Origin of the sequence: Pantoea sp. 22096, from assembly GCF_052045955.1 — a bacterium.
Taxonomy (GTDB): domain Bacteria; phylum Pseudomonadota; class Gammaproteobacteria; order Enterobacterales; family Enterobacteriaceae; genus Pantoea; species Pantoea alfalfae.
The window spans coordinates 821,835-833,810 of the sequence record NZ_JBQEPW010000001.1 but is presented as its reverse complement, the minus strand read 5'-3'; the positions used below and the strand labels follow the sequence as shown (position 1 = coordinate 833,810).

Sequence of the window (11,976 nt, the reverse complement as noted above, 5' to 3'; positions counted from 1 at the left end):
AAACTTTTCTGAGTACAAAAAAAAGCACCGCTGAGCGGTGCTTTTTCTGGCAACAGCGGATTATTTCGCCGCTGGCGCCTCTGGCTGGGATTTCTCCAGTTGCGCAAGATCGTTCGCGATCTTCACCGTCTCGTCGAGATAGGGATCCGGCTCTTTATAATCTTTCGGCAGCTCATCCAGGTTTTTCAGCGGTTTTTTGCCTTCGGCCTGATAGCGCGCGTTGATTCGTTCCAGTCGTGACGCATCATCTTCGTGGTTCTCTTTCTCGCGCTGAGCAAGATTGAGTGACACGATGTTGCGCTTATCTTTCAGAGCATTGTAACGGGCAATGTCCTTCATGATGTACTGGAACTCGCGATCCTGAGCGATACGGTCCGCATGCTGCTTCGTCAGCTGCGCAACCAGCGGTTTAACATCACCGGTTTTGGTATAGGTTGCCGCTTTGATGCTGTCCCACGGCAGCGCGTTATCTTCAAATTTCTCACCGGTTTCAGCCGCTTCAACGCCGGTTGGCATCAGCAGATCCGGCGTGACGCCTTTACGCTGTGTACTGCCGCCGTTAATGCGATAGAACTTCTGGATCGTATAAGAAACGGAGCCTAACGCTGGCCATTCCGGACGCAGCATCTGATCGTAAATGCGGTTCAGCGAGCGATACTGCTGAACGGTGCCTTTACCAAAGGTTGGCTCGCCGACAATCACTGCACGACCATAGTCCTGCATCGCAGCAGCAAAGATCTCAGAGGCGGAGGCGCTGAAGCGATCGACCAGCACCACCAGCGGACCTTTGTAGTAGACCACGCCGTCGTTATCACTGTCTTCACGCACCCGACCATTATTGTCGCGAACCTGCACCACCGGACCACTCGGGATAAACAGGCCGGAAAGCGAGACCGCTTCGGTTAGCGCACCGCCGCCGTTGGTACGGAGATCGATCACGACGCTATCGACGTTCTGTTTCTGCAGTTTCTGCAGCTGTACTTTCACGTCGTCGGTGAGGCCGACATAGAAACCAGGAATATCGAGCACGCCCACTTTCTGCTTGCCGACATTTTTGATGGTCAGTTTAACCGCGCGATCTTCAAGACGGATTTTCTCACGCGTCAGCGTCACAGTACGGGTTTTAGTACCCTTACCGGCGGGCAGAACTTCCAGGCGCACTTTGCTGCCCTTGGGTCCTTTAATTTTTGCCACGACATCATCCAGACGCCAGCCAATCACATCTTCCATCGGCTTGCCTGGCTGACCAACACCGACGATGCGATCGCCAACGGTAATGGCTTTGCTCTTCGCGGCCGGGCCGCCTGCGACCATCGAGTTGATCACGGTGTAGTCATCATCCATCTGCAGTACCGCACCGATGCCTTCCAGTGACAGGCTCATCTCGGTGTTGAACTGCTCAGTGTTACGCGGCGACAGATAGCTGGTGTGCGGATCGATTTCGCGGGCGAACGCGTTCATCACCAGCTGGAAAACATCTTCACCGTTGCTCTGGGCCAGACGACGGATAGCAAAGTTGTAACGCTTGGTCAGAACGTCGCGGATCTCGTTATCGTCTTTGCCCGCCAGCTTCAGACTCAGCTGGTCATATTTGACCTTGGCATCCCAGAGCGCATTGAGTTCAGCCTGATCTTTCGGCCAGGGCGCTTTGGCGCGGTCAATGTCGATTGTGTCATTGCCGCTGAAATTCATCGGACGCGCCAGCACCGTCAGCGCATACTGATAGCGCTCAAAACGGCGTTTCTGCGCCAGATTATAAATATCGTAAAAGAGATCCAGCTTGCCACTGCGCAGCTCATCGCCGACGGTGGTTTTTTTGCTGGCAAACTGCGCCACATCTGACGCCAGCAGCACATTGTGGCTGTAGTCGAGCATGTTCAGGTAGCGATCAAAAATTTTCGCTGAAAAGTTCTGATCCAGATCGAACTGGCGGTAGTGGGAACGGGTAAAGCGCGAGGTGACGCGCTCACTGACCGTCGGATCCTGCGGGTCTTCGTGAAGCTGGGGAATCTGATCGGCGCGGGTAATATTCTCTGCGCCGAAGGTTGGGCCTGCTAAGAGCAGGCCCGCAATAAGTCCAACTTTAAAAAGGGTGTTCATGCCGGGGTTAGCCTCCGTTTCAGAACTGCAAGTGTTCTGCGCGCACAATCATTGCCATGCCGGAAGCGAGCTGGACCCGAACGCCGTCTTTTGATACTTCAAGAACGGTAGCGTCCATCGCACTTTTGCCTGCTTTAACTTTAATACTCTGGCCGGGTTGCAAAGTTGAGGTATCAGTGATGGGTTGGGCTTCCTGCTCCGGACGTGGGTCTGGCTTGCGATGCTGTGAGGCGGTCGCACGCGGTGCAGTCGTCTGCGGACGTGGTTTACGCGCAGCATCGCCTTCTGCAGGCTTACGTGGCGCAGGCTTGCGTGGACGACGCGGTGCCGCGCCCTCTTCGCTTTCACCCGCTTCACGACGTGCAGCACGCTGCTGGTCACGCTGCGCCTGGACGCGTGCTTTCGCTTCTTCCAGTTGCTTACGTGCATGCTCAACGTGTTGCTCATCCAGCACGCCACAGGCGTTACCGTCGAGATCGACACGAATCGCACCGGCTTTGATGCCGTACAGATAACGCCAGCTTGACGTATAGAGACGCAGCGCGGAACGCAGCTGTGTTTTGCTCAGACCCATTTCGCCCTGAACACGCTCGACCAGATCCTGAAAGATACCGATTTTGAGCGGACGCGCTTCACCTTCAGCGCTAAAGCAGTGCGGAAAGCGCTCCGCCAGAAAAGTGATGACTTCTTTACTGCTATTCAACTTAGGTTGATTTTCCATGAAATTTCCTGATTACAACGGGTTTGCCGACCAGCGCAGGCATGAACAGGCGACATTATAATGACAACATCGCTAAATGCCATGTGATCCAGTCGATTAGCTGCGCGTCAGCTGCAGATATTTTTCTAAGTCGCTGTTCGCAAGCACTTCACAAAGCCCATCAGTCAGTTTGACCAGCCCCGATTCGTCGTCGCTGTCAAAGCGATTGTACTCCACGCTATCGATGTCCAGCACCCCAACCACAGTGCCATTCACTTTCAGAGGAATCACAATCTCAGCATTACTGGCAGCGTCACAGGCGATATGGCCCGGGAAAGCATGCACATCATCGACTCGTTGCACTTTTTCTTCTGCCAGCGCCGTGCCACACACACCTTTACCGACCGGAATGCGCACACAGGCGATTTTCCCCTGGAACGGGCCAAGCACCAGCGTATCGGCTTCCGTAAGCAGATAGAAACCTGCCCAGTTCACGCCATCGAGACGTTCGTACAGCAGCGCGCTAAAGTTTCCCATTGCGGCGAGGAACGCCGTTTCTCCCGCCAGCAAGGCGCGCATATCGCGATTCAAATCGGCGTAAAAGGCAGTTTTGTTCATTATTTAACCGTTACCAATGACATCTGAACGGGGCAATAGAGACCGTTCGTTAAAAATAAGTTTTAAATATACAGAGCCACAAGGTGAATCATAGCGTTAGTTGCTATACCCTTAGCATTCTGTGGATCGAAGCGTGATGCCCGAGACAGGCACACAGACAATGTCTTAATGACCAATATCTGTTCCCTCTGAAGAGCGAAAATTGCATCACCCTATGAAAATTCACGCTATCAGCCAGACATTGCCTCACGCACGTTATCAGCGTTGCCCGCAATGCGATACCCTTTTTTCCTTACCGGATGTGAAAACGCATCAGTCGGCACACTGCCCGCGCTGCAACGCTGAGATTCTCAGTGGACGCGACTGGCCAATGACCCGACTGATGGCCATGGCCGCCACCATGATCGTGTTAATGCCCTTCGCTTTTTCCCTGCCGCTGGTGGATATCCGGCTGCTGGGTATGCGCATTAATGCCAGCGTGCTGGAAGGGGTGATTCAGATGACTCAGCAGGGTGATGTGCTGACCGCTTCGATGGTGGCGTTCTGCACCATCGGTGCGCCGGTAACGCTGGTCGCCGGCATCTGTTATCTCGGTATTGGTCATCGTCTGGGCATGAACCTGCGGCCCGTATTGATCATGCTGGAGAAGCTCAAAGAGTGGGTAATGCTCGATATTTACCTGGTCGGCATCGCCGTGGCATCCATCAAGGTGCAGGACTATGCTTCGCTGGAGATTGGCTATGGGCTGGCGGCCTACATTGCCCTGACGGTGCTGAGCGTGCTGACCATGATCCATCTGAATATGGAACAGCTGTGGGAGCATTTCTACCCGCAAAGCCCCGGCAATATGGCCCGTGACGACATGCAGGTCTGCCTCAACTGTCATAACACCGGCATCGCTGATGAACGGGGCCGCTGCCCGCGCTGCCATACGCCGCTCGACTTCCGTCGCCGCCACAGCCTGCAGAAATCCTGGGCTGCGCTGATCGCGTCGATTGTGTTCTTGATCCCTGCGAATCTGCTGCCTATTTCCGTGGTTTACCTGAACGGTTCACGGCGCGAGGACACCATCTTCTCCGGCATCCTGGGGCTGGGTGAAGGCAATATTCCGGTGGCAGCGATTGTGTTTATCGCCAGTATTCTGGTGCCCTTTACCAAGGTACTGGTCATGCTGACGCTGCTGCTTAGCATTCATTTCCGCTGTGAACAGGGACTGAGAACCCGCATCCGGTTGCTGCGGTTTGTGACCTGGGTTGGCCGCTGGTCCATGCTCGATCTGTTTGTCATTTCGTTAACCATGTCGCTGGTCAACCGTGATCAGCTGCTGGCTTTTACCATGGGACCGGCTGCGCTGTTTTTTGGCGCGGCCGTCATCCTGACCATTATGTCTGTTGAGTGGCTGGACAGCCGCCTGCTCTGGGATGCACATGCAACAGGAAACGCCGACTACACCGACTAACGCAACGCTGCGTAATAAGCGCAAAATTTCGCCCTTCTGGCTGCTGCCGGTCATTGCGATGCTGATCGCCTGCTGGCTGCTCTGGACTAATTATCAGGAGCGCGGCACCACCATCACCATCAATTTTCAGACGGCGGATGGTATCGTGCCGGGTCGTACCCCGATCCGTTATCAGGGCGTAGAAGTGGGCACCGTGCAGGGCATTAATCTCAGCGACGACTATCGTAGAATCCAGATTAAAGCCAGCATCAAGAGCGACATGCGCGACGCGCTGCGTGAGGATACTCAGTTCTGGCTGGTGACGCCCAAAGCCTCACTGGCGGGCGTCTCGGGTCTGGATGCGCTGGTCGGCGGTAACTATATCGGGATGATGCCGGGTAAAGGTAAACCCAGCGAGGCGTTTACCGCGCTGGATACGCAACCGAAATACCGGGTCAATACCGGCGAATTGATGATCCATCTGCATGCGCCCGATCTTGGCTCTCTCAACACTGGCTCGCTGGTCTACTACCGTAAAATTCCGGTTGGTCGGGTCTATGACTACAGTATTGATAATAAGGCCGATGGCGTGGCAATTGATGTGCTGATTGAGCGTCGCTTTATTAATCTGGTGAAGACCAACAGCCGCTTCTGGAACGTGTCGGGCGTCAATGCGGACGTCAGCCTGAGCGGCGCTAAAGTGCAGCTGGAGAGTCTGGCGGCGCTGGTCAATGGCGCGATTGCGTTTGACTCACCGCAGGGGGCGGAAACCGCCAAAGCGGAGCAGAACTACCGGCTCTATCCCGATCTGGCGCACAGCCAGCGCGGCGTGCAAATCACGCTTGACCTGCCTGATGGTAAAAATCTCAAGGCCGGCAGCACCCCGCTGATGTACCAGGGCCTGGAGGTGGGTACGCTGACTAAACTGAACCTGCTGGATGGCGGCAAGGTGACCGGCGAGCTGACGATTGATCCTTCTGTGGTTGGACTGATGCGCAGCGGTACCCGCATCGAAATGCACAGCCCGAAAATCAGCCTGACCGATACCAGCCTCAGCGCGCTGCTGACCGGTAATACGCTGGAACTGGTGCCGGGTGAAGGCGAGCCGCAGCAGCACTTCACCGTGCTGGCGTCGAATGAGACACTGCTGCAGAAACCCAACGTACTCACGGTCAAACTCAGCGCACCAGAGAGCTACGGCATCGATCAGGGCCAGCCGCTGATGCTGCACGGTATGCAGATTGGTCAGGTCATGTCACGTTCGCTGGATGAAAATGGCGTCAATTTCGTCGTCGCGGTCAATCCTGAAAATCGCAATCTGGTGCATGGCGACAGCAAATTTATCGTCAACAGTCGCCTCGATGTGAAGTTCGGTCTTGATGGCATGCAGGTATTAGGTGCCAGCGCCCGCGAGTGGGTAGATGGCGGCATCCGGCTGGAGCCGGGCAAAAAAGGCGAGCCAAAAAGCGCCTATCCGCTGTTTGCCGATGCTGAAAAAGCGGACGAAGGCATTACCGGCGATGGCCCGTCCACGACGCTGATGCTGACCGCCAACAGCCTGCCTGACGTACAGGCCGGTTCGGTCGTGCTTTACCGTAAATTCCAGGTGGGCGAGATTGTCAAAGTGACGCCGCGCGCTGACGCTTTTGATATTGCGGTGCATATTCAGCCGGAGTATCGCAAGCTGCTGACCAGCGAAAGCGTGTTCTGGGCTGAGGGTGGCGCACGCGTCAGCCTTAACGGCAGCGGTCTGACGGTGCAGGCATCGCCCCTTAACCGTGCGCTGAAAGGCGCAATCAGCTTCGACAATATGAGTGGTGCGCAGTCGGTCAAAGGGGCTAAACGCATGCTCTACTCCTCTGAAACCGCCGCCCGCGCGGTGGGCAGTCAGATTACGCTGCACACCTATGACGCCAGCAAGCTCTCTGCCGGGATGCCGATTCGTTATCTGGGTATCAACGTCGGTCAGGTGGAGTCACTGTCGTTAAGCAAAGATAACAATCAGGTCGTGGCGAAAGCCGTACTCTACCCTGAATATGTGAATGATTTTGCCCGCCTCGGCAGCCGTTTCTCAGTGGTTTCACCGGAGATTTCCGCTACGGGTGTAAATCATCTGGAGACCCTGTTACAGCCGTACGTCAACGTTGATCCGGGCAAAGGCGGTGCTGCACGCACCTTTGAATTGCAGGAAAGCACCATTACCGATTCGCGCTACCTGAATGGCCTGAACATTTATGTTGATGCCACTGAGGCCGGTTCACTGTCGCTGGGTACGCCGGTGCTGTTCCGGGGTGTGGAAGTGGGTACCGTCACCGGCACGTCACTGGGTAATATGGCCGACCGCGTGCAGATCGCCCTTCGCATCAGTAAGAAGTACCAGCATCTGGTGCGGAACAATTCGGTGTTCTGGCTGGCGTCCGGATACAACCTCGACTTCGGTCTGGTGGGCGGCGTGGTGAAAACCGGGACCTTCCAGCAGTTTATTCGCGGCGGTATTCAGTTTGCGACGCCACCAACGGTGCCGCTGGCGCCACAGGCGAACCCGGATAAACATTTCCTGCTGCAGGATGAAGCGCCGAAAGAGTGGCGTACCTGGGGAACGGCGATTCCGTCTCCGCGTTAATTTACTCTGAACGAGCCGCTTCTTTCAGACGGCTCAAAACGTAAAGCGATGGGAGTATACGCCTGTAGCAAAGCATCACGGGCCATGGACAAAAACGCCGGGAGCGTTTTTGAACAACGCAACGCGTTGGCCCGTTTACGGGCGCACCTCAGGGATGAGGTGCGTAATCGCCCGCGCTGAGCATGCCTGGGATGGCGTCTTTAGCGTCTTTGCGAAAGGCGTATGCTCCCTGAGCCTTCACGTTATTCTCACTCTCAAACGGGCAGCCTGGCTGCCCGTTTTCTTTCCTCATGTTACACTGCCGCCTTTGCCTTAACTGGAATGTGCCCGTGTCAGATGCGTCTTCGTTTTTCCCCGCCGATTTTCTCTCATTAATGCGTCAGAGCCTGCCCGATGAGGCGAGCTTCGCGCAGTTTATCGCCTACAGTCAGCAACCGCTGCGCCGCAGTATTCGCGTCAATACCCTGAAGATCAGCGTAGCTGCCTTCCTGAGCCAGACCGCCGGGTATGACTGGAAGCTGACGCCGGTGCCGTGGTGCGAAGAGGGATTCTGGATCAGCCGGGAAGATGAGAGCCTGCCGCTGGGTAGCGTCGCTGAGCATCTCAGCGGCCTGTTCTACATTCAGGAAGCCAGCTCCATGCTGCCGGTAACTGCACTGTTTGATACCCAGCCAGAGGTCAACGCCGTGATGGATATGGCGGCGGCACCGGGTTCCAAAACCACCCAGATTGCGGCGCGAATGGGCAATCAGGGCGTAATCCTGGCAAACGAATTCTCCTCCAGCCGGGTCAAAGTGCTGCACGCTAACATCAGCCGCTGCGGCGTCAGCAACAGTGCCCTGACGCACTTTGACGCGCGGGTCTTCGGGCCCGCCCTGCCGGAGCAGTTCGACGCCATCCTCCTCGACGCACCCTGCTCCGGCGAAGGCGTGATTCGTAAAGATGCGGATGCACTGAAAAACTGGTCGCTGGCGAGTACCGAAGAGATCGCCGCGACCCAGCGTGATCTGCTCGACAGTGCCTTTCACGCACTCAAACCTGGCGGCACGCTGGTTTATTCAACCTGCACCCTGAATCAGATTGAGAATCAGCAGGTGATTAGCTGGCTGCTGCAGCGCTATCCGGACGCGGTTGAGGTCGTGCCGCTCGACAGGCTTTTTGAGGGTGGTGATCAGGCCGCGACGCCCGAAGGCTATCTGCATGTCTTTCCGCAGATGTTCGACAGCGAAGGCTTTTTCGTGGCGCGTCTGCGTAAAATCGCGTCAGTCGAGCCCTTACCCCTGCCGGGCTACAAAGTGGGTAAGCTGCCCTTCTCCCCTCTCAACCGTAAGCTGGAAAGTGAGATCGTACAGGCCGCCGCCACTGTCTCTATCAAATGGGATGACGCACTGGAGCTGTGGCAGCGTGATAAAGAGATCTGGCTCTTCCCGAAAGCTGTCACCCCGCTGCTGGGCAAAGTGCGCTTTTCGCGCATTGGCCTGAAGCTGGCAGAAACCTTTGCTAAAGGCTATCGCTGGCAGCATGAAGCCGTGATTGCACTGGCGCAACCCGATGCGACGCAGGCCTTTGAGCTCACGGCGGCAGAAGCTGAAGAGTGGTATCGCGGCCGGGATATCTATCCGGAAACGGCACCCGTTAACAATGAGATGATTGTGACCTATCAGCAGCAGCCGCTGGGGCTGGCGAAGAAAGTTGGCACCCGCATCAAGAACAGCTATCCGCGCGAACTGGTGCGCGACGGTCGCCTGTTCCGCTAACTCACTTGAGTTGCAGCATCGTCAGATGATTGCCAAACACGGCGCCGGTATCGATGTAATGCAGATTGGCAATCGTCAGCGGCTGTTTCAGCGGGGTATGACCGAAGTAAAAGGCATCTGCGCCATGGATGCCCGCCTGCTCACCTGACTCCAGGTCCTCCAGCCGCTGACGGCTCCAGACCACCTTTTGCCAGTCGAGTGACTTATTCAATGCGTATTCCCGGGCCGGATAATCTGCATGGGCAATCACAATAGTGCGCTCACCCAATTGCAGATGCAGTATCAGCGGCCGTTCACCACAGCGCCGCAACGCATGACGTGCCGCGATTAACGCTGCGCCCCGCAGCCGGAAGAACCAGTCGCCGCCGTTCATCCGCCAGAGCGCCATTTCCTGTCCCTGCAACGCCGCCAGCGCCATCTCCTCATGATTGCCGCGCACGCAGCGAAACCAGGGCTCGTCCAGCAGGGCCAGACAACCCAGACTGTCGGGCCCGCGATCGATAATGTCGCCTACCGAAATCAGTAAATCCTGCTGAGAGTCAAACTGTTGCTGCTGCAACAGCGCATCGAGTTCGCGGCGGCATCCATGGATATCGCCCACCACCCAGATCCGTCGCCATGCTGCGCCATTCAGGACGTCGTAATACATGGGTGCATGCGCCTCTCTGCTGAAAACATTATCAGAGTATAGTCAGGGCTGGCCACGAATCGGCGTGATGAACGAGGAAACAGAACCAGTAAGGCTGTGGGGCGAAGAGAAACAGAGGGTGGAAGAAAAGTGCGTCCCTCCCGGCGCTTATCTCCGGCACTCAGTTAAGGTGGTAGCTCTGTCAGGGACGAGATTCATCATAACGGCATCGGGCCACGCAGGCTATTCTGCCTCTGACGTAATCGTCGTCATTTGAGATCAGCTGCGCATTTTGGCCGGATATTTCTGTAGTTTCTCTGCCGGACGCACCGGACGGCGCACCAGTTCACCGCCGCAGTTGGGGCAAACATGCGCGAAATGCTCATCGCAGTCAGCGCAGAAGGTGCATTCAAACGAGCAGATGCGTGCCGCCAGAGACGATGGCGGCAGATCGACGTCACAGTGTTCACAGTTCGGGCGCAGTTCCAGCATGGTATGACTCCTGAAGAAGCGGGTGACTCAGCATCGCTGCTGCTGGCCCGCCTGTCGAGCCAGTGACCGGACAGAAGTGAGCCAGATCCGGACATTATGCATAAAGCCATGCAAAGCCTGGCGAACAAGGTCCTGCCCTGTCGCGGCTATTTATGGCGCTGATCTTCGGAAACCTCCCCGGGATGATCGTCGGACAATGCCTCTTCATCAGTCGCGCCCTCGTCTCCACCGTACTCCTCCTCCGGTGCCTGACCGCCCATTGACGCCTGAATCACCTCCTCTTCCAGCGTCGGGATCAGCGCAGCACCCAGTGGCGAGGTCGCCAGACTGTCAGGCATGACCACGTGCGGCAGCGGGACTTCGGTTGTCGGAAGCGGACCTGGCGCACGGACAAAACTCAGCCCGCCAATCACCAGCGCACAGAGCGCAAAGAAGAGATAGAGCATATTGCTGCCCAGCGGCTGCATCAGCGCACCGACCACCAGCGGGCCGATACTGGCACCAATACCAAACGCCATCAGCAGACAGGCGGTTAACGACACGCGGCGCTCGGCGGCCACCTGATCGTTGGCCAGCGCCACCTGCAATGGATAGAGCGCGAACTGCATCATGCTGGCGGCAAAGGCGATGCCGATCATCCAGTCAAACGTCAGATGCGGCAGCAGGATAAGTGGCACGCAGATGACGGCAAACAGCATCGCAATAATAAACAGCAGTCGCTGACGATCGTAGCGGTCAGAAAGCCAGCTCAGTGGAAACTGCGACACCAGCCCGGCAAAGATCGTAAGACTCATAAAATAGCCGGTCTGACCGGTGGTGAAGCCTTTGCTGCTGCCATAAACGGGTGCCAGACCGTAGAAGGCACCAATTACCATGCCGGTTACCAGTGTGGTGCCGAGCAGTTTGGGGATGGTGCGGATAAAATAGCCCAGTTCCATGGGTGCGGGCGTCATCGGCCTGACATGGGTGCGGGTGGTCAGCGCTATCGGCACCAGACAGAGCGCGAAGCAGAGTGCGACAATCAGCAGCGTACTCACACCAAATCCGGTCTGCAGGCTCAGTATCACCTGCCCGCCACTCAGCCCAAGGTAGGTAGCGACCATATATAAGCCGAAAATCATGCCACGCTGCGACGATTCCGCCTGATCGTTGAGCCAGCTCTCCAGCACCATGTACTGGCACATCATGCAGAGTCCGATAATCAGACGCAGAAAGACCCAAAGCGGAATAAAGTCAGTCAGGCCGTGACCCACCACGGAGGCGGTAATGATCCCGGCGCAGGCGACGTAGGCACGGATATGGCCGACGCGGGCGATCAGGTTGTGCCCCACCTTGCCGCCAATGACCAGCCCGATATAGTTTGCCGCGATAATTGCACCAATCAGCGCGCCGTTAACCTGCTCGCTGGCCAGCCGTAATGAGACATAGGTGGTCAGTAAACCGGAACCAAGCAGCATCAGCAGCGTGGTGGTGTAGAGCGGCAGAAACGTACTGAATATTTTTCCCATATGACTCCCTGTCTATACCCTTCAGGCATCAGGCCAGCAAAGCCCTAAAGATAGACGATATCGGCAGGCGACGGCGTGTAACGGCTCGTCGATGGCAAAAAAAAACCCGCCA

At 56.5% G+C, this 11,976-nt stretch carries 9 protein-coding genes; 3 read left to right on the top strand and 6 right to left on the bottom strand.

Annotated elements, in window-relative coordinates; translation table 11 throughout:
- Nucleotides 1-60: 60 nt before the first annotated feature.
- From prc to ACTJKZ_RS03785, 3 genes are all read right to left on the bottom strand, one after another.
- Entirely contained in the window at nucleotides 61-2,100 is a 2,040-nt protein-coding gene (gene prc, locus ACTJKZ_RS03795; RefSeq protein ID WP_161733075.1) for a carboxy terminal-processing peptidase, read from the bottom strand.
- A 19-nt stretch (nucleotides 2,101-2,119) separates the two neighbouring features.
- The gene (gene proQ / locus ACTJKZ_RS03790; RefSeq protein ID WP_440829265.1) at nucleotides 2,120-2,821 is read right to left on the bottom strand and encodes an RNA chaperone ProQ; all 702 of its coding nucleotides are present in this window, start codon (nucleotides 2,819-2,821) and stop codon (nucleotides 2,120-2,122) included.
- Between the two features lie 96 nt (nucleotides 2,822-2,917).
- A complete protein-coding gene (locus ACTJKZ_RS03785) occupies nucleotides 2,918-3,418 on the bottom strand; it encodes a GAF domain-containing protein (protein ID WP_161733077.1) in 501 nt (166 codons plus the stop codon).
- A gap of 214 nt (nucleotides 3,419-3,632) precedes the next feature.
- Between ACTJKZ_RS03785 and yebS the strand changes: the two genes are divergently transcribed.
- The 3 genes from yebS to rsmF all read left to right on the top strand — a co-directional run bounded on the left by yebS (nucleotide 3,633) and on the right by rsmF (nucleotide 9,236).
- On the top strand, nucleotides 3,633-4,877 hold the full coding sequence (gene yebS, locus ACTJKZ_RS03780) for a membrane integrity lipid transport subunit YebS (protein WP_161733079.1): 1,245 nt from the start codon (nucleotides 3,633-3,635) through the stop codon (nucleotides 4,875-4,877).
- Nucleotides 4,846-7,479 carry a PqiB family protein gene (locus ACTJKZ_RS03775; RefSeq protein WP_161733081.1) on the top strand — a complete coding sequence of 878 codons (2,634 nt, stop codon included), beginning with the start codon at nucleotides 4,846-4,848 and terminating at the stop codon, nucleotides 7,477-7,479. Before yebS ends, ACTJKZ_RS03775 begins: the two co-directional genes overlap by 32 nt.
- Before the next feature lie 329 nt (nucleotides 7,480-7,808).
- The gene (gene rsmF, locus ACTJKZ_RS03770) at nucleotides 7,809-9,236 is read left to right on the top strand and encodes a 16S rRNA (cytosine(1407)-C(5))-methyltransferase RsmF (RefSeq protein WP_440829264.1); all 1,428 of its coding nucleotides are present in this window, start codon (nucleotides 7,809-7,811) and stop codon (nucleotides 9,234-9,236) included.
- Nucleotide 9,237: 1 nt separating this feature from the next.
- Here rsmF and ACTJKZ_RS03765 read toward each other — a convergent pair whose 3' ends face one another.
- From ACTJKZ_RS03765 to ACTJKZ_RS03755, 3 genes are all read right to left on the bottom strand, one after another.
- Complete coding sequence (locus ACTJKZ_RS03765) at nucleotides 9,238-9,885, bottom strand: metallophosphoesterase (protein WP_161733085.1); 648 nt, start codon at nucleotides 9,883-9,885, stop codon at nucleotides 9,238-9,240.
- A gap of 258 nt (nucleotides 9,886-10,143) precedes the next feature.
- Nucleotides 10,144-10,356, bottom strand: coding sequence for a DUF1272 domain-containing protein (locus ACTJKZ_RS03760; protein WP_161733087.1), 213 nt, complete (start codon nucleotides 10,354-10,356; stop codon nucleotides 10,144-10,146).
- Nucleotides 10,357-10,502: 146 nt separating this feature from the next.
- Nucleotides 10,503-11,864: an MFS transporter gene (locus ACTJKZ_RS03755; RefSeq protein WP_222925380.1), complete on the bottom strand. Its 1,362-nt coding sequence runs from the start codon at nucleotides 11,862-11,864 to the stop codon at nucleotides 10,503-10,505.
- Nucleotides 11,865-11,976: the final 112 nt, after the last annotated feature.